Raw genomic sequence first — 25,226 nt, forward strand, 5'->3', positions numbered from 1 at the left:
TGAGCAAGTACCAAGCAAAAGGCGCCCCGGAATACCGGGACGCCTTTTTTATACAAGCTTTGCGCTACGATCAAGCCAGATCAAAACGATCAAGATTCATCACTTTCGTCCACGCTGCAGCGAAATCTGTTACGAATTTGCCTTCGGCATCGGCGCTTCCGTAAACTTCCGCAATTGCTCTCAGTTCCGAATTGGAACCGAATACAAGATCGGCGCGGGTAGCTGTCCATTTAGGCTGACCCGTCGCGCGGTCGCTTCCCAAATACAATGATCTGTCTTCGCCCATTGCTTTCCATGAAGTGCCCATGTCAAGCAGGTTGATAAAGAAATCATTGGTAAGCTGGCCCGGACGTGATGTGAACACGCCGTTTTTGGACCCGTCGAAGTTGGTGCCTAATGCACGCATTCCGCCCACTAGCACCGTCAGTTCAGGCGCGGTTAATGTCAGCAACTGAGCCTTATCGATCAGTAATTCCTCGGTAGAAACAGAGAACCTTGTTCTGGAATAATTACGGAAACCATCCGCAGCAGGTTCGAGGTAGCCCACTGATTCAACATCAGTTTGCTCCTGCGAAGCGTCCATACGACCCGGAGTAAATGGTACCGTCACCGAATGTCCTGCATCGCTTGCTGCTTTTTCAATACCTGCGGAACCTGCGAGTACGATCAAATCCGCCAGCGAAACCTTTTTGCCGGTTGTTTGCGTACCATTGAACTCCTGCTGAATGCTTTCCAGCGTACCCAGCACTTTTTGCAGCTGCGCCGGATTGTTCACTTTCCAGTCTTTCTGAGGAGACAGGCGCACACGGGCACCATTGGCACCGCCACGTTTGTCCGAGCCACGGAAAGTAGAAGCAGAAGCCCAGGCGGTCGAGACAAGTTCGGATACGCTTAGTCCGGATGCCAGAATGTTGGCTTTCAATGCTGAAATGTCGCTGTCGTCAACCAATGCATGGTCAACCGCAGGAATTGGATCTTGCCAAAGCAATACCTCTTCCGGCACATCAGGGCCCAGGTAGCGGGCACGCGGGCCCATATCGCGGTGGGTTAGCTTAAACCAGGCACGTGCAAACGCGTCTGCAAAAGCGTCTGGGTTTTCGAGGAAATTCCTGGATATTTTTTCGTAAGCAGGGTCAAGTCTTAATGCGAGGTCAGTCGTCAGCATGGTTGGTGCATGCTTTTTCGAGCTGTCGTAAGCGTCGGGAATGATGCTGTCTGCATTTTTGGCTACCCACTGATGCGCGCCGCCAGGACTTTTGGTCAGTTCCCATTCGAATGCGAAAAGGTTTTCGAAGAAGTTATTGCTCCATCTGGTTGGCGTTTTTGTCCAGATCACTTCCAGTCCGCTTGTGATGGTGTCAGCGCCGCTGCCCGAACCATAGCTATTGCTCCACCCGAAGCCCTGTGATTCCAAATCAGCCGCTTCCGGTTCTTTACCTACATGATCAGACGGAGCCGCACCGTGCGTTTTTCCAAAACTGTGGCCACCTGCGATGAGTGCAACAGTTTCTTCGTCATTCATAGCCATGCGGCCGAATGTTTCGCGGATATCCCTTGCAGCAGCAATTGGGTCCGGATTACCGTCAGGCCCTTCCGGGTTCACGTATATTAAGCCCATATGTGCAGCACCAAGAGGGTTTTCCAGGTTACGTGTGTGGATGCCTCCGGCCGCGTCTTCATCTGATGATACTACACCATGCTCCGCAAGGCCCGGCGAGCCTTTGGCGTAACGATGGTCATTACCCAGCCACGTGGTTTCAGAACCCCAGTATACATCCTCTTCCGGCTCCCAAACGTCTGCCCGTCCGCCGGCAAAACCAAAAGTTTTGAAGCCCATAGATTCCAGCGCAATGTTGCCGGTGAGGATCATTAAGTCCGCCCAGGAAAGGCTACGGCCGTACTTTTGCTTGATTGGCCACAACAATCTGCGTGCTTTATCCAGACTGACATTATCAGGCCAGCTGTTCAATGGAGCGAAACGCTGCTGTCCGGCACCTGCGCCGCCGCGTCCGTCACCTACACGGTATGTGCCTGCACTATGCCAGGCCATGCGTATGAACAGGGGACCATAATGCCCGAAATCGGCTGGCCACCAGTCTTGCGAATCAGTCATGAGCGCGTGCAGGTCTTGTTTTACCGCTTCCAGGTCGAGGCTTTTGAACGCTTCGGCATAGTCAAAATTGTCGCCCATCGGGTTTGATAGTGACGAATGCTGGCGCAGAATGTTCAGTTTCAACTGATTTGGCCACCAGTCGCGGTTTCTGGTTCCGCCGCCGCCCACATTGTGGTCCATTGTTCCATTGTGGAACGGGCATTTACTGATGTCGTTTGAGTCTTTTTCCATAGTTACGAGTTCATGATTAAACTAATATTCCCTGCATCTGGTACTTGTACAGGGCAGCAAGTTATAGTTTTGGAAATTATAATCACAATCGATTAATTCTATGTTTGGATAGTTAAAATCTATTAAGGCCTAGTTGTGGTTGTTAGTATACGTTGTCACTTCCAATCGCTATAAGACCTATTACTGATATTACGTCCCAACATAGGCGAGCCGTCAGCTGCAACCCTCAATTCGACTACGAAAACCCGCGATTAGGCTACAACCAGCGAATGGCGACAGTAGACCTTTGTTGTACTCAAATTAAAAAATAAAATGATGTTACAACAAAATGAAAATTCAAATGCCGTGGCTGAAACAGGTTCTGCCAAGGCTGATAAAGTTTGGTTTATTACGGGGGCTTCCCGTGGTTTCGGCCGCGTTTGGGCCGATGCAGCACTTCAACGTGGCGATAAAGTTGCGGCCACAGCGCGTTCGCTGGCAAGCATTGCCGATCTGAAGGAAAAATACGGCGCCAATGTGCTCACTTTGGAGCTGGATGTTACCAACAGCGAACAGGTGAAATCGGCCGTGGCGGAAGCGCATGCTTATTTTGGAAGACTTGATATCGTGCTCAACAATGCGGGGTACTCGCTGGTGGGCACGATCGAGGAAGCGAGTGCGGACGATGTGCGGGCAATGTATGAGACAAATATTTTTGGGCCGCTTGCGGTTATCCAGGCCGCGCTGCCATTGCTGCGGGAGCAGGGCTTTGGGCACATTTTGGGTACATCCAGTAACCTGGGGCATGTAGTGCTTCCGGTAATCGGCTACTATTGCTCCTCCAAATGGGCGTTCGAGGCTATTCACGAAAGCCTGGCTTCGGAAATCAAGGCTTTTGGCATCAAGGTAACAATCATTGAACCGGGCGCTTATGCTACCGAGTTTGGTAGTCAGCAGTCTTTGAAGTTCGCTCAGGGAATGGACATTTACGGAGATTTTAAATCGCAGTTTTTCAGTAATTTAAGTCATCTGGAAAGAGGTGATCCTGATGCAACGCCAGCGGCTTTGTTCAAAATGGTAGACTCGGAAAACCCGCCGTTAAGGTTCTTTCTGGGCAGCCATAATTTACCCTGGGTACGCAAAGACTACAATGAAAGGCTGGCGACCTGGGAAGAGTGGGAGGAAGTTTCCAACTCGGCGCAAATCCTGATCAAGTAAAAAGGAACGTTCTGATGGCGTGGAGGGTTTGCTGATTACTCAAAGTCAGGCAAACCCTCGACGAAATGAAGACTTTACGCTTACCCAGAATACCAACGCGACAATTCCAGGTTAATCCAAATGAAAAACGACGAAAGTACCCCATACAAATTCGATTCTTTGTCCGAGATGCATCGGGAATTTGGCTTGCAAAAGCCGCTGCATCCGCTGATCAGCCTGATCGATAATACCAAAACGCCGGTTGAGTTGAGGAAGCTGCGACATTCACATGTTCTGACTTTTTATAAAATAGCATTGAAAGGAAAGCTCAGCGGAAAATTGCGATACGGCCAGGACTATTATGATTTTGATGAAGGCGGACTTTTGTTCGCCGCCCCCGGGCAGATCATTGGCAATCAACATGATGACATTAACCTCACGGGAGAATGTTCCGTATTTACATTGCTGATACACCCGGATTTTTTGCTACATTATCCTTTGGCGAAAAAGATAAGGCAATACGGCTTCTTTTCGTATTCGGCCAATGAAGCATTGCATTTGTCTGATCAGGAAAAGGCTGTTATCCTGTCCATTTTTGACTTTATGAATGGCGAATTGCGCAGCAGGATCGATGAATTCAGCCAGGATGTGATGATTTCGCAAATTGAGTTATTGCTGAATTATGCTAATCGTTTTTACAAACGTCAATTCATAACCCGCAAAGGTTCGGCCAATAATTTGTTACAAAAGCTGGAAGAGGTTTTAGACGAATATTTCGGTCAGGAAAAGTCTGTTGAGCAGGGTGTCCCGACGGTCCAGTTCCTTTCGGACAATCTGAATATATCACCTAGTTATTTAAGTGATATGCTCCGTTCACTGACCGGCCAAAGCGCTCAGCAACACATTCACGAGAGACTTATTGAAAAAGCTAAGGAAAAATTATCGACTACGAACCTTACCGTGAGCGAGGTTGCTTACGAACTGGGATTTGAGCACCCACAGTCGTTCAGCAAATTGTTCAAGACAAAAACCAGCTTGTCGCCATTGGAGTTCAGGCGGTCATTTAATTAGAATCTGAGGTACCCAGTGCAGTTATTTGAATAGTTGGATATTTTTGATTTATATTTATAATTTTTTGAGAAAGTATTAGTGCCTCTTTTTTCATATTTTTCTGTTTTCATAAATTTGGAGCCATAATTTCAACTCTAAACTCATTAATAAAAGGGTTGCCATTTTTTAATAAATTAAACTTAAGAACTTTCGTTTATTAGATCATGTCATTTTTTTATCAAATTACCAAAAAGTCCGGTCTACGCGGACACGGTTTGTTTGTGCTTTGTTTATCTGGCCTGGTAGCTGCATCAAATTCAACCGCTCAAATTCCAAACAAGTCCAGGGACAAATCCTCTTTAAAATCAAATCTCATTAATGTAGAAGCTGTTGCAAATGAGACTTTTAGGTATAATACGACGCTGCACAATGGGACTGCCCAGTCACAAATTTATCAACTGAATGCTCAGGTACCTACCGGATGGTCGGTTGCTTTCAAGACATTGGGCAGCCAGGTAACATCTGTCAATGTGGAACCCGGAAGTTCCCTCGAGGTTTCAATAGAATTGAACGCACGCCCGGATACCAAACCCACAAAATACAATATACCTGTAACGGCTGTATCCCTGGACGATAGCCTGAAACTCACATTGGAAGCGGTGTTAAAAGGTGCCTACGGGCTTGAACTGTCCACTCCGACCGGGCGACTGAGTGATGAAGTTACCGAAGGGAGTACAAAGGAGATCCACCTGGTAGTAAAAAATACAGCCACATTGCCACTGGAAAATATAGAACTTGCCGCACAAGCGCCACAGAGTTGGGACGTCACTTTTGAACCCTCAAAAATCAATTTACTTGACCCTAACAAGACCGTTGATGTGACGGCAATCGTAAAAGTGCCTGACAAAACGGTTGCAGGTGATTACGTCACCACTTTCACAAGTAAAAATACCAATTCGACTGCGAATTCAACATTCAGAATGACTGTGAAGACTTCCATGCTTTCGGGCTGGATCGGCATTTTGGTGATTGCATTGGCAGTGGGTCTTGTATATTATTTAGTTCGTAAATACGGAAGACGGTAAGTTGTATGGACAATCCTATCATTGAATTGAGGGGTTTGACCAAGTCTTATGGTTCTTTTAAAGCCGTCGATGACCTCAATCTGACTATTAACAAAGGTGAAATATTTGGTCTGCTGGGACCTAACGGCGCTGGCAAAACGACAACGATCCTGATGATGCTTGGGCTTACAGATCCAACCGCAGGCATTGCCACTGTTTGCGGCCATAATGCTACTACGGAGCCTCTTGCCGTCAAAAGGAAAGTGGGCTATATGCCCGACAGCGTTGGTTTTTATGATAATATGACTGCCCTCGAGAATCTGGTTTATATTGGAAGACTCAATGGCATCCCCGAAAGCGAAGTACACATGCGTGCTCTTGAGGTACTCGATGTGATAGGGCTCGGGGCGGCGGCCGATAAAAAGACCTCAACCTTTTCAAGGGGGATGAAACAACGGCTCGGCCTGGCAGACGTGCTCATCAAAAAGCCCGAAGTGATTATCCTGGACGAACCAACTTTGGGAATTGATCCCAGCGGAGTAAGAGAGTTCCTGACCATGATCCACCTGCTAAGTAAGCGTGAAGGTCTTACCGTTTTGCTTTCGTCACATCATTTACACCAGGTACAGCAGGTGTGTGACCGCGTGGGGATATTTGTGAAGGGTAAAATGCTTGCCGAAGGTAACATCGATACCCTATCCCGCAACGTATTTGGAGGTGAAGCCTACATTGTGAACATTACATTAAAAAACGAACTCACTTCCCAACCGGAATATCTGGGTGAGCTTGAACAGTGGCAGGATGTACAAAGGGTCACTCTTTCCGGTCATGTACTGGAGGTCTCGTGCGATAAAGATGTTACGCCTGACATTGTCCGGTTCGCAGTGAATAAAGGTCTGGACATTATGGGTGTCCGGAAAAAGGAACATGGCCTGGATGATATTTATGAAAAATATTTCGAAAACGACTCAAAAGTGAAGAATAGAAATGAAAAGTCCGTTTGAAATACTAGTGGGCAAAGAAGTCGCAGATCACATCAGAAGCTGGCGTTTTGTTGTGCTGCTAATGCTTATCGGCCTCACTTTTTTTGGAGCGCTATATGTCTCATTAAGCAACATAAGATCGGTCGTTTCCAATACGCAGGACCCGGACCGGTTCTTTTTGTACTTGAAACTCCTGACGGTTACTGACGGTACACTGCCCCCTTTTCACGTATTCATGAGCTTTTTGGGGCCTCTGCTGGGAATAAGCTTAGGCTTTGACAGCATCAATTCCGAGCAGAATAACGGAACATTAACACGGTTAATGGCCCAGCCAATTTACAGGGACAATTTACTGCTATCAAAATTTGCGAGTGCCATGATGATTGTGAGCTGCCTGTTTGTGTCACTGGCCCTGCTGATGATCGGCTCGGGCCTCATGATAACAGGCGTCGGGATCGAACCGGAAGAAGTGCTGCGTATTTTTAGCTTTATTTTTTTGAATGTCATTCACGTTGGCTTTTGGCTTAGCTTATCCATTTTGTTTTCAATTAAATTCAAACAAGCGGCTACCTCGGCACTGATGGCCATTGGGACATGGTTATTTTTTACTGTTTTTTACAAGATTGCGGTCAGCCTGGCAATGAAGGCTTTGCTGCCTGATCCTGGCACGCTTTCACCTCACGCAGTATTCAGTTACAATGAAATCATCTTGAATGTACTGCGGCTGGAACCCAGCCAGCTTTACATAGATGCTACTACGACATTGTTGTTGCCATCGGTTCGCAGTTTAGGGCCTTTGACGATGGAGCAAATGGCTGCGGCAATTCCTTCCCCACTACCTTATCGAGAGAGTCTCATGATCGTATGGCCACAGGTAACCGGGCTGCTTGCCGCCACTGTACTATGCTTTGCCCTTTCATACTATCTTTTCATGCGCAGGGAAATCAGAGGATAATGGAACACACACCCATCTATTTTAGCTGTCTTACGTTTATTGCCGGTGGATAAGCGGGAACGTCGCTTCTATCTGTCGCACATCAATTATTAATTGTGCACCGGCTCATTAAAACACAGTTCATTATCACATTGTTTATAAAAGTATACTGATCTCCGTTATAGGCGGGTTTTGTTCGGTGGAACGCCTTTGCAGCCCCACCTCCTAAATTCGTGATGGAAAGGGCTGAAATTAAGATTCAGGGAATGCGCCAACATTTCGGATGTTGGCGCATACTTACTTGTTATTGATTTCTTCTGCAAGACCAATAAGAAGTCCTTCGTTTCCCCGAATGTAACATAGCCGATACGTGTTCTCGTAATCGACCACTTCGCCGACGAGCTGAGCACCGTGTTTGATTAGTCTGGATACCATTTCATCAATGTCTTCGACAGTGAACATCACGCGCAAATAACCTAGAGAGTTCACAGGCGCAGTCCGGTGATCAGATATGGTAGCAGGTTTGAGAAATTTCGAAAGTTCGAGTCGACTATGGCCATCGGGAGTAACCATCATAGCAATTTCCACTCGTTGCGAACCAAGCCCCGTAACACGACCCGCCCATTCCCCTTCTATCGTCGCCCGCCCTTCGAGCTTTAATCCAATTTCTGAAAAGAACGCAATAGCATTATCGAGGGATTCTACAACGATGCTGACATTGTCCATTCTAAGTAATTTGTTGTCTCCCATTGTATTACTCTTTATTTGGTTTTATTCAATTGCGTTCCGTCAATGCTTACCGATTATCAATTGTAGAGGAAATTGGCGGGAAGATATACTTAATAAACCCGCTATTTTTTGCAAAATTCAGAGGGGTAATGGGGCATATTGTTCCGAACGACTATTGAAATGTTAGTCTCATTCCCCGGGATAGCAGCAAGGATCCCTTTTGCATCATGAACTAGCTGCTGATACGTCTCTTTGGCTTTCTGAAAGGGCCACATTTATGGTATGGCACACCCGGACTACCCATTGTCAACTCTGATCAAAAGACCTTCGTCGCCCGCGATGCTGATCACATCCTGAACATACATGCCGTTACGCTCTTCATCGGTGCTCAGGGTTATCAGTCCTTTATAACTTGTATTCTGCGGACGAAAATAAGCGGGACGATGGCTCATGTTCAGAATGACGAGGAATGTCTCGTCGGAATCCTGTCTGATATAGGAAATAAGCTGGGTATCCGCATAAACCGGACTATAACTGCCGACACTCAACGCTGCACTTTTTTTGCGGATATCGATCAGTTTTCGGTAAAACGAGAGCATCGAATAGGCATCATCTTTTTGCCTTTCCACATTGACCCTGCCCGCGTTATAAGGGAGCCGCAGCCAGGGCTTATTCCGGGAAAAACCAGCATTTAGCTCCTGGCTCCATTGCATCGGTGTCCGGGAAGGATCGCGGCTTATATTCAGCTCGGGCAGGTTCAATCCTTGGGGGTCGACTATTTCGTCAACCGGTATCGGTACGTCGGTCATTCCTATTTCATCCCCATAATAGATGGTCGGGGTGCCCCGAAGCGTCAGCAGGAGCATCGCAGCGATCCTGGCCTGCGACGGGCCTACCCGGCTGGCAACCCGCGGCTTGTCGTGATTGCTCAAAACCCAGTTGGGCCAGCTGTCCACCGGCAGGGCACCTTCATAGCTGTCGACTGCTGCTGCGATTTCCAGTGAGTTCCAGGGTAATGTCAGCAGTTGAAAATTAAACGGCAGGTGCGCCCCGGTGTTATTTTCTCCATAGTAGGTTACAAGTTTTTGAATCGGCAGATAGATTTCACCGATCAGTACACGGTCTTCGAAGGAATCCATTAATTGCCGCATCATACGGACAATCTGATGTACTTCGGGCTGATCCGTGGAATAAACTGGCATAAAGTCATCATAAAGCCGTTTTTCGGTAATGGCCGCATCGGGAACAGGGGGGTTGTCGCGCAACTGGAAGTCCTTGATCATATGCCACATCACATCCACCCTGAATCCATCCACGCCTTTTTCGAGCCAGAACCGCATTACGTCCAGCATCGCTGCCTGAACCTCTGGGTTACGCCAGTTGAGGTCGGGCTGCTCTTTCAGAAACGCATGGTAATAGTATTGCCGGGTATGCTCGTCCCATTCCCAGGCAGTCCCTCCAAATACGCTGAGCCAGTTATTGGGAACAGAGCCGTCCTCTTTCCCGTCATGCCAGATATACCAATCCCTTTTGGGGTTATCCTTGGACGAACGGCTTTCTAAGAACCAGGGGTGTTGGTCGGAGGTGTGGTTGGGGACCAGGTCGAGCAACAATTTCATGCCGCGTTGATGTACCTCGCCCAGCAGTTCGTCGAAGTCCTCCATGGTACCAAAAAGCCCGTGTATACCCCGATAGTCCGAGATATCGTACCCGAAGTCGGCCATGGGCGACGGGAATATAGGAGAAAGCCAGACACAGTCTATGCCGAGCCATTGCAAGTAATCGAGCCGCGTTGCCATACCTTTCAGGTCGCCAACCCCATCATTGTTGGAATCCTGAAAAGACCTTGGATATACCTGATAAATGATCCCGTGTTGCCACCATTTGTGTTGGGCAGGGATCGTTTCTACTGCAAATGTCGCCGTCATATTTTCCATCATCGTAATGCGTTGTTGATCGGAAGCCTTGCTAAAAAATCGCGCCTGTATCCGTCGGGGTGTTCAATTTGCACCGTTTTGGAAATAGTAGGCTGTGGTTTGGTGGCATAATATTTTTTAAAAACAGCCTCAAAAATGCCGTACGGTTAAACAACAGAGATATGGTGATCAGAAAATCAGGCGCATACAGGTTAGGGAGAGAAGTAAAGTTTACGGTATGGGCGCCACAAATCAAACAAGTAAAACTGCACTTGGAGGGGGACAGCGCCGCAATTTTTGAAATGCAAGCAGATGATGAGGGCTATTTCAATTTGACACTTCCTTGTTCTGAAAAGCCATACCGCTATTGGTATGAACCGGATGGGCAGGGGCCTTTTCCCGACCCGGCGTCCCAGTATCAGCCTGATGGTGTACATGGATGCTCCCAGGTGGTAGATCACAACGCATTTAAATGGACGGACGAGCGATGGAAGGGGAAACCTTTCGAAGACCTTGTTATGTATGAATTGCATGTGGGCGCTTTTACGCCGGAGGGCACTTTCGATGCGATTATTCCCAGGTTGGAAGAACTCGCCGAAACTGGGATCAATGCGATTGAACTCATGCCGGTTTCAGAATTTCCGGGGTCCCGAAACTGGGGTTATGACGCCGTATTTCCCTATTCTGTCCACAGCGCTTATGGTGGTCCGGAAAAATTGAAGGCGCTGGTCAATGAGGCACACAGGCTCGGTATTGCTGTTTTTCTGGATATCGTCATAAACCATATCGGCCCCGAGGGTAACTATTTCGGGAATTTCGGCCCTTATTTTACCGATAAGTATTCAACGCCATGGGGAAAGGCGATCAATTTTGATGGAGAATGGTCGGACGGCGTCCGCGAATATTTTTCGGAACTGATCGTTTTCTGGTCGGCATATTACCACCTTGACGGGCTCAGGCTCGATGCCATTCACGAGATTTTCGATAAAGGTGCATTTAGTTTCTGGGAGCTGGTGCAGCAAAAACTGGCGAAACACAGGCGGTCCAATGGTCGCGCGTTCCACCTTATCGCAGAATCGGACCTGAACAGCCCGCGTGTGACCAGGCCGGTGGAGGTTGGCGGAATGGGTTTTGACGCGCAGTGGCTGGACGATTTTCACCATGCGCTTTATGTATTACTCGATGAACCAGGGCAGCAGCGTTATGTCGATTTTGGGACTATTGGACAGCTCGCCAAAGCTTATAAGGAAGGATTTGTGCATAGCGGCAGCTATGTGAACTTTCGGAAAAGGAAGCATGGGGCATCGTCGGCCGGCGTTCCGGGAAATGCATTTGTGGCTTTTAACCTCAACCACGATCAGGCCGGGAACCGCGCGGGCGGCGAGCGCCTTAGCCAGCTTGTGAGTTATGCGCGGCAAAAAGTGGCAGCCGCTGCGTTGATGCTCAGTCCGTATGTGCCAATGCTTTTCATGGGAGAGGAATATGGGGAGGATACGCCATTCTTTTTTTTCGTAAGCCATTCGGATCCGGAACTTATCGAATCTGTTATAGAAGGTCGCAGGCGCGAGTTCAAGGATTTTGGCGACACTAAAAAGTCGCTGAACCCGCAGAACGAGCAGACTTTTTTAAAGTCTAAAATAAAATGGCAGAAACGCACCGAGGGAAAATACGCAGCCTTGCTTGCCTGGACAAAAGCACTGATCACCCTTCGCCAAACACACCCGGCTTTGCGGAATTTCGACAAAGACGGTGTGATGGTTGATGTTATTAGTGAAAAGGCATTGGCGCTCAAACGAAGCAGCGAAGACCAGAAGGCCGATCTGTTTTGCTACCTCAATTTCTCTGATGAAGGGGTTCCAATCAAGCCCCCGGGGGCCGCATCGGGTTTTAAACTGATCCTTGACTCTGGTGAAAATGCTATTGCCGAATCGACGAATGAAGTGTTGGCCGGGCCGGGAGTTAAGATTTTCTCCCGCATTGAACCGGCTTTTTCAGGCAGAAAATTTTACACATAATCAGGTAAGGTGATGACAGCCTTGCCTTTAGCGCGCCCACTTTCGACGTATGTCAATGCATCATTTGCCTGCGCAAAGGGAAAGGTCTTATCTACTACCGGTCGTATGAATCCTGAATTGATCAAATCTGTGATCTTGCTCAGTTGGCTTCCGTTGGCCTCCATGAAAAGGAAGGAGTAGTCCACGCCTAGCCGTCTGGCTTTTCTTTTGGTCGCAAAGCTTAGCAGGAACATGATGATTTTTAGCATCAGATTCAAGCCCACTTTCCTGGCGAATGCTACGTCCGGCGGGCCGGATATGGAAATAAGCTTTCCGCCGGGTTTTAATATGCGCAGCGACTTTTCCAGGGTCTTTGCATCCTGGCTGTTCAAGACCACATCGTAATCCTTCAGAACAGTTTCAAAATCTTGTGTCCGATAGTCGATTACCACATCCGCACCCAGGCTTTCAACCATCTCAATGTTGGCGGCACTGGTGGTGGCCGCCACCGTGGCTCCAAGATGTTTGGCCAGTTGTATGGCGAAGGTGCCAACTCCACCGGAGCCTGCCTGGATGAACACTTTCTGACCCTTTTTCAGGTTCGCCTTTTCAACTAGCGCCTGCCATGCGGTAAGGCCTACCAATGGAATTGATGCGGCTTCTTCCATGGAAAGCGAGCCGGGCATCAACGCCACATCGGCTTCATGAATGGCAATGAGCTGGGCAAATGTTCCGATCCTTAAATCGGCTGGTCTTGCATATACCTGGTCTCCTGCCTTGAACTTTTTAACGCGGGTACCCGCCTTGATGACCACGCCTGCCACATCGTGCCCCATAATCAGGGGGAATTTATAAGGTAACATGGCTTTAAACTCGCCCGTTTCGATTTTGGAGTCCAGCAGGTTAACGCCAGCGGCGTGCACCCGGATCAGTACGTCGTTTTCACCGGGCACAGGGTCGGCAACCTCTGCCATCTGCATACCGTCTTTGGGTTTGTAACGATCAATGATGAATGCTTTCATATAGTTCCTTTGAATGTTTAATTGGTTATACATGTGGCCGAATGCCGTTTTAAGCAGTCCGGGGAGCGGTCAACCTTTTCAGGATTTCGGGTTGTATCAACTACCATACAACCACTCTTCATGTGGCTTATTGGGTAGCAAAAGCCCAAAACCGGACAAGGCACCTGCTGTTAAAATGGTTTGTGTCTCATATTACTTAGAAGATTGACTTTTGCTTTTGGCTGTCAATTCATTAAAAGTTGATGGCTTTTCTTCGGATTAAGTAATCCAAATGCATTTTTTGGGAAAAACCGGTTAATTAAATTAAATAGTTTTGCGTCACCCACACGGATCGTCTCCTGCTCTTTCCGTAAACCGTCGATAAGCCCTTTTACCATTTCTTCGGGGGATATTTTTTTGTCATTCCTTTCTTCCGTCATTTCGGTGGCGACAAGGGGTGGGATGAGCTCAAATACTTTAACATCACTGCCAATAATCTTTAAGTGTTCACGGAGCGAGACGGTATAGAAGGCCAGCGCAGTTTTGGACGACGAATAAGTAGCCTCAATTAGGGATGGAGCCAGACTCAGTATAGATGTTGTGTTGATTATCGCGGCTTCTTTCCTTGACTGTAACATGTCCATAAAAAGATTATTTAGCCTGATTACACCCAGGTAATTAACCTCCATTTCGTAGGCAGCACCTTCGGCATGTTTGTGATGTGCAATCCCAAGATTTGACGGTGGAACGAGTACAGCTGCATTATTGTAAAGGATATCAATGCCTCCGAGCTCTTTAATTTGATTGTAAAGGAGCGCGGCATCATTTGCATTGGCTACATCGCTTTTGATCGCAGTTAATTGTGGGTACATCTTTTTCGCAGCGTTCAGTTTCTGTTGGTTTCTGCCGGTTACAATCACTTTGGCTCCCAGGTCCAAAAATTGTCTTGCCGCATCAAGCCCTATCCCGGAGGCACCTCCGGTGATCAGTATTGTTTTTCCGTTTAGTTTCATATCGACTTAATGTAAATGTTTTTAAAGATTGAAAAATAGGTTGCCTTCTCTGAAATCGCTTTTTACAAACGCCTGGATTTTTAGTATCACCCAACCGAAGGCCAAAGTGGTTTGGTGAGGGGGGGGAATCTGATTGTCATTTTTAAATCATATTATTTTAGACTTTTTGGTCTATTTTTGTTCATTGATATCCCTTTTAATCTATTTTGATAAGAAGATTATGGTTCGTATTGTTCCAGTTCAGTTTTCAGACTTTTGATCAGCGCGTGCATCGGTTTGGCCGTATCCATGGCTCTGCACAGCACCACTCCACCCTCAATGGCGGCTACCATTTTGAAAGCAAAGACGACCGGATCCAGTTTAGCGGAAAATTCCCCATTCCGTATCCCTTCCTGAATGACGGCGGTGATCTCCTCTTGACCCGCCCTGATGATCGCACCAACTTTCAGTTTAGCTGCAGGATAGTTATCATCAGCCTCGACTGCGGTGTTGAAGATAGGGCATCCCCCTGGTATATAGGTATGGATCGGATCTTTATAAAAGTCCATAAATGCAAATATCTTAGCCTTTGCCGTTTTACCTTGATAGACTGCCATTCGTATTTTGTCACCAACCTTTTTCAATAAAAGGTCAACAACCTGTGCCGAAAGGTCGTCTTTGTTTTGAAAATGGCCATAAAGGCAACCTTTTGTCAGTTTGGTGGCGGCAAGTACATCATCTATGTTGACACCGGATATACCTTTCTCATTGTAGAGCGGTGCGGCTGTTTCAAGGATAAATTGTTTGGTCTTTTCTGATTTGGTGAGCATAGTCCCTCTTGTTGCGGTGCGACAAAAATATACTAAATAGTTTATTTTACAAAAAGTTTTTTTTCAGCCGTTACAAATCCAACATAAATAAGATTTAGGTTATGAATATCAAACAAGCCCAATTTTCCGTTTCGACATGAGCTGTTAAATATTTCTGTTTGATAATCATAACCTACAACTATGAATGATCGTACTATTCCAACCATTTCCGAATTTGGTGCCGAGCTCAGAAGCCAGGGATTCAAGGTTTTTGAAATTAAGGCTGGCGAAAATGTGGTCAGGACCTATAACAGGAAAGATTTCTACAAAATTTGCCTTGTTACGGGGCGTAGCCTTGTGCAGTACGCCGACCGTGGAATTGAAATCGACGCAAAGACTTTATTCTTTGGTAACCCGCATATCCCATACTCGTGGGAAATTATCTCGGAGGAATATACTGGGTATACCTGTTTGTTTTCGGAAAGTTTTTTAAAGGTCAACGGACGTTCGGAAAGCCTTCAGGAAAGTCCGCTGTTCAAAATCGGAGGGACGCCTATCTTTACATTGACTGAAGAGCAGCGTAATTTTATTGCGTCGATCTTTCGGAAAATGATTGCAGAAGATGCAACAGGTTATTTGTTTAAGCATGACCTGATGCGCAACTACATTAACCTGCTCATTCATGAGGCATTGAAAATTCAGCCTGCTGAGAATTTCTTTAAGCACAAAAATGCGGCGGAACGGACAGCTTCGATGTTTTTTGACCTTTTGGAAAGACAATTTCCGATTGAAAGTATCGATCAGCCAATGGAGTTTAAAACTGCCCAGGAGTTTGCCAACCGGCTATCGGTGCATGTCAATCATTTGAACCGTTCGGTGAAAGAAGTCACAGGCAAGCCCACCAGTGCCCACATTGCAGAGCGGATCATTATGGAGGCAAAAGCGCTTTTAATCCACACGGATTGGACGATTGCCGAAATCGGCTATGCGCTTGGATTCGAGTATCCTGCCTACTTCAACAATTACTTCAAAAGGCTCACCGGTACGGTGCCATCTTCGGTGCGACTGCAAGCTGTGTGATTTCCATAATGATTGGTTTGATTATCATCATTACAGGATGGTAGGACGTTGGTACCTTTGTAAAAAAGGCCCCACAGTTACGATCCAGTTATGAGAAACTGCAATGCTTCAATTCCGGAGAATGCTGGCAATACGAAGCAAAAACGTTTTAAGGTTTACAAAACGGCAGTTGGACTGGACATTCAGACGTCCAACACGCGCAGGGATTTTGCTAAAATTTACCTTATTACCGGCAACGCCTATATTCATGCTAGCGGAAAAACAATTCATACCGATGGGCCTATTCTGCTTTTTGAGCCACTAGCAGCTTACTCTCTGCATGAAGTTCCGGACACTGATCTAAGTTTCGCCTGTCTGTTTTCCAGAAATCTTCTGGATTATGACTTGTGTTCAAACACTTATCGGCAATTGATGACATTTGCCGGTATTTCAGCGCCCATATTTTTTCGCCTGGACAGCAAACAGAAGAACTTCATCGCTGGTATGTTTGAGCAAATCATTCTGGAACAGGATACGTCCTACACTTTCAGCTACGAGCTATTCAGCAATTATATGAACCTGATACTCCACGAGTATATGAACCTGATACTCCACGAGGTTCTTAAAAAAACGGCTGCAAGCATCCCAGCTTACCAGCCATTCCATCTCAATTAAATCTTGATCCTTTTACGACCTGCATCGTCAGCATTGTTTGATATCCATAACCTATGGTTTGGTAATCATTATCACAAAAGGTGATCAGCGAGGTAATTTTGCAACATTCTATTAATTCGCTTTTCCACTATGAAAGAAGAAAAATCAATTTCAACCAACGGGGAGCCGAGATGGATTGCGGTGTATTCCATATCACTTGCCGTGGCCGGACTAATCACTTCTGAATTCCTTCCTGTGAGTATTCTGACCCCGATCGCTCGGGACCTTCATGTGACAGAAGGGATGGCCGGGCAGGCGATCTCGGTTACGGCTTTGATCGCCATGTTTTCCAGCTTGTTCACCGCAATGCTGACGAAAAAAATTGACAGGAGGTGGGTACTGTTATCATTTTCGGTGTTGCAGATCATTTCAAATATCCTTGTGTCGCAGGCATCTTCGTTTCAGATGCTGATGGCTGGCAGGGTGTTGCTGGGTGTTGCGGTAGGTGGTTTTTGGGCCATGTCCACCGCTACCACGATGCGGCTGGTATCACAAGATCTGATCTCAAAAGCCCTTTCCATTGTTTTTGCGGCTGTTTCATTTGCGACCGTACTTGCCGCACCTTTGGGCAGTTTTCTGGATGGGACTGTTGGCTGGCGTAATGTATTTTTGCTGGTATCGGGCATTGGTGTTATTGCGCTGATTTGGCAGGCGCTCGTACTCCCGCCAATGCCGCCAAGCAGTCCACCACAGATGCAGACACTGATTTCGGTATTTGGGCGTGAGCCTGTAAAAAGAGGAATGCTGGGTGTTACATTTTCATTTGCAGGTTATGCTATTTTCTTCACCTACCTACGTCCTTTTCTGGAAAATATTACACATGTGCCCGTGACCATTCTCACAACGATTCTGCTGTTTTATGGAGCTGCCAACTTCTTTGGAGCTATTATCGCCCGCTTTATGATTGACAAAAACCTTTCACTGTCCATGGTGGCGATGTCTTTTTTAATGTCCATCGTCACGGCCCTGCTCATTTTTCTGGGCGGCAATATGATCCTTGCATCGCTGTTTATCGCGGTCTGGGGCTTTGCTTTCGGAAGTGTCCAGGTGGGCTGGCCTACATGGATTACGCTTGTAGTTCCCGACGAAGCTGAAAGTGCAGGCAGCGTCCTGGTGGCCACCACACAGCTTGCCATCACACTGGGTGCAGGCTTGGGTGGGCTTGTATTTGATCACATGGGGATTGCAGGCACTTTTGGGCTGGGTAGTCTGGTGTGGCTTTGCGCTGCATGGGCAATATGGCGGGCCATGAAAGGAAGGGTATGGAAGGCTGATTCGGCAAGCGGTGGTATGGTACACTTATGATTTGAGAATCCGGTTTAAGTCAACCGAACAATTTGTTTGATATTCATAACATATCGCTTGATATCCATTGGACTTCGTAGTAGGGGTACTGCTAATTTTGAATCAATAAAATTTTAGAATAATAGAAATTGAAATCAATAAATAGTATAACCAAATGAACAATTTAAAACAGCTCAGCGGCTTAGCCATATCTATAATAGCAATGATAATTAACAGCAACACGACGATGGCCCAGGACTTGTCCAATGGGGCCGATAATTTTTATAAAAGTGATAAAGTGACGGTTAATAAAGTCACTTTCAAGAATCAATACAATATGAAGGTGGCGGGCAACCTTTTTGTGCCAAAAGACCTGGATCAAAAAGAGAAAAATGCTGCGATCATTGTCGGTCACCCGATGGGGGCTGTCAAGGAACAGAGTGCAAATCTTTATGCTACTAAGATGGCTGAAAAAGGATTTGTTACACTATCGCCGGACCTGTCATTCTGGGGAGAGAGCGAGGGGGAACCGCGCAATGCAGTCGCGCCGGATATCTATGCGGAAGATTTCAGTGCTGCGGTCGATTACCTGGGTACGCAGGCGTTTGTGGATCAAGAGCGGATTGGTGTGCTGGGGATTTGCGGGAGTGGAAGTTTTGTGATCAGTGCCGCAAAGATCGACCCACGCATGAAAGCCATTGCAACCGTGAGCATGTATGACATGGGAGCCGCTAACCGCAATGCGCTCAATCATTCGTTGACCCTTGACCAACGCAAAAAGATCATCGCCGATGCTGCCCAGCAGCGCTACGCAGAATTTACAGGCGGCGAGACGAAGCTTACTGGCGGAACAGTAGACGAGTTAACCAAAACCTCGAACGCCATTGAACGTGAGTTTTATGACTTTTACCGCACGAGCCGCGGGGAATATACACCACAAGGGTCCAGTCCAAAACAGACCACACACCCTACGCTTGCGACCAACACCAAATTCATGAATTTTTATCCTTTCAATGATATCGAGACGATCTCGCCGCGCCCGATGCTGTTCATTGCTGGTGAAAATGCACATTCGATGGAATTCAGCCAGGATGCCTATAAGCTTGCCGGACAGCCGAAAGAACTTGTCATCGTTCCCGGCGCAGGACACGTTGATCTCTATGACCGGGTAAAGCTGATTCCCTGGGAAAAATTGGAATCGTTCTTTAAAAACAACCTTATGTCAAAAATGGAAGGCACGGTTGGCTCGCTGCCTGAAAGAAACTAATCGCCTGATTTTTGCATCAAAATATAAATAACAGAACCCATGAAACAACCAAAAGTAGTCCTGTATCCTTTGTTGGTATTTATTCTGGCGATAATGGCATGTAATTCAGACGGTAGTATGGACCCAAATACAGATCCGGAAAATCCCGGGCAGGAGAACCCTGGCACCGATAGTACCGACGTGGATTCATCCAGCAATAGGTTGAAAATCACGATTGGTTCAAGAACATTCAACGCTACGCTGGTTTCAAACCCCACGGTTACTGCCTTTAAAGCCCGGCTACCCATGACAGTGAACATGACCGAGTTGAACGGCAATGAAAAGCTTTACAATTTCAGTGGCGCGCTGCCAACCAATGCTTCTAACCCCCGCAACATTGCAGCCGGCGATCTGATGCTATACGGCTCTGCCACACTGGTGCTTTTTTACAAATCATTTCCTACTTCTTACAGTTATACCCGCCTTGGAAAGATAGAAAACCCGTCCGGCCTTGCTGCTGCTGTTGGTAGCGGTTCGGTTTCAGTCCGGTTTGAATTAGAGTAGCGCATTTTTGCATGCTGCTAAAAATGAATGAAAAGCAGTTGCGAAACTACAAGATACTGTAAACGAAAGGGACATGGTTTTTAGTGATGGCGTTTCTAGTGAAATGGGGCAAATATCAGGAAGAGTGGCAAAGGGCTTTGTGTTGAACCATACTATCAATGTAAGGGCATAGTTGGTAGTTTGATATTCATAATCTATTGTTTGATATCCTACATTCTTACCGATCCAATTCGTTTAAATTTCACTCACTTAAAAAGTGCAGATTAATCAGGATTTGGCTATTAAATTTCTTTTGGATTAATACAGTGTAGAGCGTGTAAGTCAACGGGTTTAAGGTAAAAGGGCGAAATTATGAAAAATGAAAATTCAGACGGCCACATCAGCAGGCGCGAAATGCTTGGCACGCGCAGCCGCCTCACTTTTGAAAGTTGATTACAAAAGAACGCAAGGCAGTTTTGATTTGGAAGCGTCAAGAGATAGCGCCCAGGCTCCTCCGGCAGGGCAGTTCGGCCCTCCTGCGGAAATGCGTACAGGCGACTTTGAAGGTAATTTTGCCAAAGCGGAGGTGAAATTAGATGAAACTTACTCGACACCCGACCAGGCACACGCGATGATGGAGCCTCATGCAACCATTGCAAAAGATGGGTGTCGGCATGAATCAGGTGCATTTGAAAATCGGGGACTCAACCTTCACGTAATCTCCCGGTTCGGCCAGACAGTGGGGAGCGGCTTCGGTAACGTCCGGCGTGTATGCAGCGTGCGCAAAACTGCGAGAGGAAGTGGCCAAATCATTCGGATTTGATGCTGAAAAAAGCACAGTTTTCTGGCAGCCGCATTAGCATTGGTGACAAAAGCGCAGCATTAAGTGATCCAGCAAAAACGGCAGATTCTGGTGGAAGATCTTGACCCGACCATGTCACCCATGAAAGCGAAAGGCATCGGCGAGCTCGGCTGAGGAACATTTGATTGATAAACAGCTCTGAATAAATCGTGAAATGCGCCACGGCAAACATTTTTTAGATCATATAATTAATGTGTGCATAACCAGAATGCACTCGCATGATTTTAGTACTAATGCCATAGCATTTACCTGATCACCAGAACTGTAATTATATACCACGAGATAATCACCATGGAGAACGAAAATAATGCCGAAGAGCCGGAAAGCACTGGTGCATCGCGGCGTGCATTCCTGAAACAATCTTCCGCGCTCGCTGCCTTCGCGCTGGCACCGCCCGCCGCGGTTCATGCCGTCGAGAAGGGTGTGGATGAAAAGATCGCAGTTGCATTTGAACAGCAGCCACTTCGCGTGGAGATCAATGGTGTTGCTCAGCAATTGTCTATCGAGCCACGGGTAACTTTGCTGGACTTACTTCGCGAACAGTTAAACCTGACCGGCACCAAAAAGGGCTGCGACCACGGCCAGTGCGGGGCCTGTACGGTGCATGTCGATGGCCAGCGCGTCAATTCCTGTCTTACTTTGGCACTTACCACGGAAGGAAGCAAAGTCACAACGATCGAGGGATTGGGAAGTGTCGAAAAGTTGCATCCCATGCAGGAAGCTTTTATCAAACACGATGGATTTCAATGCGGCTATTGCACGCCAGGCCAGATCATGTCGGCCGTCGCCTGCATTAACGAAGGCCACGCCAATTCGCCCGACGAAGTGCGGGAATATATGAGCGGGAATATCTGCCGATGCGGCGCGTATGCGAACATTGTGGAAGCGATTATGGAAGTTAAATCGAAAGGAGGACGGATATGAACCTATTCCAATTCACGCGTGCCAACACGGCGCAGGCAGCGGTATCGGCCGTTTCAAAGGAAAGTGGCGCTTATTTTCTAGCAGGAGGTACCAATCTGATCGATCTTGTCAAAAGGGAAGTGATCATTCCCGAGCGCCTCGTCGACATCAATCGTCTGCCGCTGGCAACGATTGAAGAAACTACTACCGGTGTCCGCATCGGTGCAATGGCGAAAAACTCGGCGGTGGCCGATCATGCGCTGATCAAAAAGCATTTCCCATTATTATCCATGGCCTTAAATGCAGGCGCTTCCGCCCAGCTGCGCAATATGGCGACCGTGGGCGGCAATATGATGCAGCGCACGCGCTGTCCGTATTTTTACGATCATTCCATGCCTTGCAACAAACGCGGACCGGTTCAGTCGGGTCCTTCGAAAGGCCAGGCCAATGGTCCGGCGGGATGCGGGGCGATCGGGGGTGTTAACCGGATGCATGCAATTTTCGGCACTTCGGAAAAATGCATTGCCGTGCACCCAAGCGACATGTGCATCGCGCTTGCTGCACTGGATGCAACCGTCAATGTGACGGGTCCCAAAGGCAACCGCAGCATTCCTTTCGTTGAATTCCATCGCTTGGCGGGCGATGCCCCGCAGAAGGATAACACGCTATTGCCGGGGGAATTGATCCTTTCGGTAGATGTGCCTAAGAATGAATTCGGCAAATACGCACATTATCTCAAAGTACGCGACCGCACTTCCTATGCATTCGCGCTGGTGTCGGTGGCGGTTGCTGCAGATATGAAGGGAAAAACCTTTCAGGATATCAGGCTGGCAATGGGGGGCGTTTCGCATAAGCCCTGGCGGCTGACTGATGCGGAACGTTATCTGAAAGGGAGAGAAGCTACCCTGGAAAATTTCAGACAAGCCGCCACGCTGGCCATGCAGGGCGCGAAAGGTTATGGCGAAAATGATTTCAAACTAACCCTGGCCCCGAATTCCATTATCGAAGCACTTCAAATCGCAACTCAAACCGTCTGACCATGAAAAAAGATGCAAAAAACCCACCGCTTGACCGGGTAGACGGCCGAATGAAGGTGACCGGTGGAGCCAAATACTTTGCCGACTTCGCCATTCCGAATATGGCCTATTGTGTCATCGTAGGCAGTGATATCGCGCGCGGAACCATTACCAGTATAGATACCAGAAAGGCCCAGGGCGCTCCTGGCGTGTTGGGTGTATTTACTCATCAGAATATGCCGCCGATTCCTGGCTGGGATGCGCCGACAAGCAAGCAGGCCGACCGACCGCCGCCCAAACCTGACACGGAAGAAAAATACCGCATTCTAAGCAGTCCAAAAATCCTGTTCGACGGCCAACCTATTGCCATGGTTGTCGCCGATACCTACGAACGCGCGACCTACGCCGCGTCTTTGGTTAAGGCTGTGTACAGCAAACAAACGGCCCGTACGGATCTTGAAAAATACAAAAAAGACGAGATCACGCCCAGGGGCGGCGATTACTCGCGGGGCAATGCAAAAGCTTTCGAATCGGCCCCGGTGCAGCTCGAATCCGAATATACGATTCCCATTGAAGTGCATAACCCAATGGAATTACATGGGATCCTCGCGCACTGGACCGGCGCCGACAAGCTAATGATCTATGCCAAAACGCAGGGCGTCAATTCAACCCAGCAGGCGATGGCGCAGGCATTTAAACTGGAACCGAAAAATATCCATGTGCATACCGAATTTATGGGAGGTGGTTTTGGAATGGGACTGCGCACTTGGCCGCAGGAAACCGCAACGGTGGCCATTGCAAAAAAAGTAGGTCGTCCCGTGAAGCTGGTGATGCACCGGAGCCAGATGTTTACCATGGTTGGCCACCGGCCCTACACAGCCCAGTCCATTCGAATGGGGGCAGACAAAAACGGCAAGCTGGTCTCCATTCATCATGCAGCCACGGCAGAAACGGCTAAATACGAAGATTTTACGGAAGCGACCGTCAACATGACCAAGTTCATGTACGACTGTCCAAATGTAAGTACGCGCTATCGCTTGGTACGACTTGACCGAAGCGTGCCGATCTGGATGCGCGGTCCGGGTGAAGCTACCGGTGCATTTGCATTGGAATCGGCCATGGATGAAATGGCGTACAAGCTTAGCATGGACCCGATTGCATTCAGGCTTAAAAACTACTCGGAAACCGATCCTGAACATAACCGGCCTTATTCAAGCAAGCATCTGAAAGAAGCCTACGAGCGTGGGGCAGAGGCTATCGGCTGGAAAGACCGGAAAAACGGGCCAGGTAGCATCAAAGAAGACAACTGGCTCACAGGTTATGGCATGAGCACGGGCGTTTTCAATGCATTCAGATGGGAAGCCTCGGCCAGAGTGGTGCTCAATGCGGACGGATCGCTGGTGGTGCAAAGCGCGGTGACCGATATCGGTCCGGGTACAGGCACAGCTTTGACGATGATAGCGCACAATGTGCTGGATATTCCTTTCGAACGTATTAAGGTTGAGTATGGCGACACCTCGCTGCCGAAAGCGCCAAGTCAGGGCGGTTCGGCGATTGTTTCGGCGGTAGGCTCTGCTGTATTTGACACTTGTACAAAAATCAAAAATGAGCTGTTTGAACTTGCAACAAAAGCAGGCGCGCCGCTTGCGGGCAGTAAGGTGGCCGATCTTTCAATAGAAAATGGAAATGTTTTTATTTCAAACAGCCCTTCAACAAAGGTGACGGTAACTAATTTGCTGAAAGCCAATAATCTGCCCTCAATTGTACAAACTGCCGATTCGAAAGGGAGCGCGGAGTTGGAAAAATATTCGATGTATTCGTTCTCGGTGCATTTTGTAAAGGTTAAAGTCAATGCGCTCACTGGCGCTGTCCGTGTGACCAAAGCGGTCAGCGTAGCCGATTCGGGCCGGATTATCAGCCCCAAAACAGCAGCCAGCCAAATGATTGGCGGCGTGGCAGGCGGCATTGGAATGGCGCTGACAGAAGAAGCAATTATTGATCACCGCTTTGGCAGATTTGTCAACAACAACCTGGCCGATTATCATGTGGCCGTACATGCCGACGTGCCGGCGATCGAAACCATTTTCATTGATAAACCCGACCCGGTCATTAATCCGATGGGTGCAAAGGGAATGGGGGAAATTGCGCTGATCGGATTTTCTGCGGCGGTTGCCAATGCCGTGTTTAATGCAACCGGTAAGCGGATCAGACGGTTGCCCATCACGCCCGATAAGGTAATGCAGCAGGTATCTTGATGCTCAATTTACAAATGAATCTGGCTGAAGAGCTTATTAGTAGCGGCGTTCGGGTTCTCCATTGGAACTCGCCCTTCTATGAGAGGGTCAAATTGATATGCAAAGCCTGTGAAGCATTGAAAATCGAATGTATCCCGAACTTTGGAAATCCTGTCAACGCTAAACTGTTTTGCAGGATTTTCTTGGCCTGCCGAAATTCTAGCGGGATAACTTCCAGGGTTGGCCGGGGCGTACGTCTTTTTGACGACAATTTTGACGATCTGACGCACCATTTCCCTTCCTTCCAAGCAGGTATCTGCGCTAGCGGTTTAGCAACATGTAGCGTCAGATAGTCATAGATATCTTCGGCAAA

General features: G+C 47.7%; 21 protein-coding genes. 15 read left to right on the forward strand and 6 right to left on the reverse strand.

Going from position 1 to position 25,226, the window contains the following annotated elements; genetic code table 11:
- Positions 1-70 precede the first annotated feature (70 nt).
- Complete coding sequence (gene katG / locus ON006_RS09210) at positions 71-2,344, reverse strand: catalase/peroxidase HPI (RefSeq protein WP_255772807.1); 2,274 nt, start codon at positions 2,342-2,344, stop codon at positions 71-73.
- A 312-nt stretch (positions 2,345-2,656) separates the two neighbouring features.
- Here katG and ON006_RS09215 point away from each other — a divergent pair, with 312 nt between their 5' ends.
- The 5 genes from ON006_RS09215 (at position 2,657) to ON006_RS09235 (ending at position 7,572) form a co-directional block, all read left to right on the forward strand.
- The gene (locus ON006_RS09215; RefSeq protein ID WP_310590178.1) at positions 2,657-3,541 is read left to right on the forward strand and encodes an SDR family NAD(P)-dependent oxidoreductase; all 885 of its coding nucleotides are present in this window, start codon (positions 2,657-2,659) and stop codon (positions 3,539-3,541) included.
- A gap of 120 nt (positions 3,542-3,661) precedes the next feature.
- Positions 3,662-4,591: a helix-turn-helix domain-containing protein gene (locus ON006_RS09220; RefSeq protein ID WP_244818768.1), complete on the forward strand. Its 930-nt coding sequence runs from the start codon at positions 3,662-3,664 to the stop codon at positions 4,589-4,591.
- Positions 4,592-4,794: 203 nt separating this feature from the next.
- Positions 4,795-5,655: a COG1470 family protein gene (locus ON006_RS09225; protein WP_244818767.1), complete on the forward strand. Its 861-nt coding sequence runs from the start codon at positions 4,795-4,797 to the stop codon at positions 5,653-5,655.
- Positions 5,656-5,660: 5 nt separating this feature from the next.
- On the forward strand, positions 5,661-6,638 hold the full coding sequence (locus tag ON006_RS09230; RefSeq protein WP_244818766.1) for an ABC transporter ATP-binding protein: 978 nt from the start codon (positions 5,661-5,663) through the stop codon (positions 6,636-6,638).
- The gene (locus ON006_RS09235) at positions 6,622-7,572 is read left to right on the forward strand and encodes an ABC transporter permease (protein ID WP_244818765.1); all 951 of its coding nucleotides are present in this window, start codon (positions 6,622-6,624) and stop codon (positions 7,570-7,572) included. The genes ON006_RS09230 and ON006_RS09235 overlap by 17 nt, the downstream gene beginning before the upstream one ends.
- Before the next feature lie 276 nt (positions 7,573-7,848).
- On the opposite strand, the gene ON006_RS09240 is transcribed toward ON006_RS09235, so the two are convergent.
- Both ON006_RS09240 and ON006_RS09245 read right to left on the reverse strand, forming a co-directional pair.
- Positions 7,849-8,301: a VOC family protein gene (locus tag ON006_RS09240; RefSeq protein WP_244818764.1), complete on the reverse strand. Its 453-nt coding sequence runs from the start codon at positions 8,299-8,301 to the stop codon at positions 7,849-7,851.
- 275 nt (positions 8,302-8,576) lie between these two features.
- Positions 8,577-10,220, reverse strand: coding sequence for an alpha-amylase family glycosyl hydrolase (locus ON006_RS09245; RefSeq protein ID WP_244818763.1), 1,644 nt, complete (start codon positions 10,218-10,220; stop codon positions 8,577-8,579).
- 158 nt (positions 10,221-10,378) lie between these two features.
- Here ON006_RS09245 and treZ point away from each other — a divergent pair, with 158 nt between their 5' ends.
- Positions 10,379-12,211: a malto-oligosyltrehalose trehalohydrolase gene (gene treZ, locus ON006_RS09250; RefSeq protein ID WP_244818762.1), complete on the forward strand. Its 1,833-nt coding sequence runs from the start codon at positions 10,379-10,381 to the stop codon at positions 12,209-12,211.
- Here the strand turns inward: treZ and ON006_RS09255 are convergent.
- The 3 genes from ON006_RS09255 to ON006_RS09265 all read right to left on the reverse strand — a co-directional run bounded on the left by ON006_RS09255 (position 12,202) and on the right by ON006_RS09265 (position 15,013).
- Positions 12,202-13,245 (reverse strand): NADP-dependent oxidoreductase, encoded by a 1,044-nt coding sequence (locus ON006_RS09255; RefSeq protein ID WP_267609975.1) that lies wholly within the window; start codon positions 13,243-13,245, stop codon positions 12,202-12,204. The two genes, treZ and ON006_RS09255, sit on opposite strands and share 10 nt — an antisense overlap.
- Before the next feature lie 191 nt (positions 13,246-13,436).
- A complete protein-coding gene (locus ON006_RS09260) occupies positions 13,437-14,204 on the reverse strand; it encodes an SDR family oxidoreductase (protein ID WP_244818760.1) in 768 nt (255 codons plus the stop codon).
- Between the two features lie 218 nt (positions 14,205-14,422).
- Entirely contained in the window at positions 14,423-15,013 is a 591-nt protein-coding gene (locus ON006_RS09265; protein WP_244818759.1) for a TetR/AcrR family transcriptional regulator, read from the reverse strand.
- Positions 15,014-15,193: 180 nt separating this feature from the next.
- Between ON006_RS09265 and ON006_RS09270 the strand changes: the two genes are divergently transcribed.
- From ON006_RS09270 to ON006_RS09310, 9 genes are all read left to right on the forward strand, one after another.
- Positions 15,194-16,072 carry a helix-turn-helix domain-containing protein gene (locus ON006_RS09270; protein ID WP_244818758.1) on the forward strand — a complete coding sequence of 293 codons (879 nt, stop codon included), beginning with the start codon at positions 15,194-15,196 and terminating at the stop codon, positions 16,070-16,072.
- A 90-nt stretch (positions 16,073-16,162) separates the two neighbouring features.
- Positions 16,163-16,726 carry a hypothetical protein gene (locus ON006_RS09275; protein ID WP_244818757.1) on the forward strand — a complete coding sequence of 188 codons (564 nt, stop codon included), beginning with the start codon at positions 16,163-16,165 and terminating at the stop codon, positions 16,724-16,726.
- A gap of 129 nt (positions 16,727-16,855) precedes the next feature.
- The gene (locus ON006_RS09280; protein WP_244818756.1) at positions 16,856-18,070 is read left to right on the forward strand and encodes an MFS transporter; all 1,215 of its coding nucleotides are present in this window, start codon (positions 16,856-16,858) and stop codon (positions 18,068-18,070) included.
- 202 nt (positions 18,071-18,272) lie between these two features.
- Positions 18,273-19,316, forward strand: coding sequence for an alpha/beta hydrolase (locus ON006_RS09285; protein WP_244818755.1), 1,044 nt, complete (start codon positions 18,273-18,275; stop codon positions 19,314-19,316).
- 39 nt (positions 19,317-19,355) lie between these two features.
- Positions 19,356-19,859, forward strand: a complete 504-nt coding sequence (locus ON006_RS09290) for a cyclophilin-like fold protein (RefSeq protein WP_244818754.1) — start codon at positions 19,356-19,358, stop codon at positions 19,857-19,859.
- A 358-nt stretch (positions 19,860-20,217) separates the two neighbouring features.
- On the forward strand, positions 20,218-20,661 hold the full coding sequence (locus tag ON006_RS09295) for a molybdopterin cofactor-binding domain-containing protein (protein ID WP_244818753.1): 444 nt from the start codon (positions 20,218-20,220) through the stop codon (positions 20,659-20,661).
- 330 nt (positions 20,662-20,991) lie between these two features.
- A complete protein-coding gene (locus ON006_RS09300) occupies positions 20,992-21,624 on the forward strand; it encodes a (2Fe-2S)-binding protein (protein WP_244818752.1) in 633 nt (210 codons plus the stop codon).
- Positions 21,621-22,640: an FAD binding domain-containing protein gene (locus ON006_RS09305; protein WP_244818751.1), complete on the forward strand. Its 1,020-nt coding sequence runs from the start codon at positions 21,621-21,623 to the stop codon at positions 22,638-22,640. The genes ON006_RS09300 and ON006_RS09305 overlap by 4 nt, the downstream gene beginning before the upstream one ends.
- 2 nt (positions 22,641-22,642) lie before the next feature.
- Entirely contained in the window at positions 22,643-24,874 is a 2,232-nt protein-coding gene (locus ON006_RS09310) for a xanthine dehydrogenase family protein molybdopterin-binding subunit (protein WP_244818750.1), read from the forward strand.
- Positions 24,875-25,226: the final 352 nt, after the last annotated feature.

Source organism: Dyadobacter pollutisoli (genome assembly GCF_026625565.1).
Taxonomy (GTDB): domain Bacteria; phylum Bacteroidota; class Bacteroidia; order Cytophagales; family Spirosomataceae; genus Dyadobacter; species Dyadobacter pollutisoli.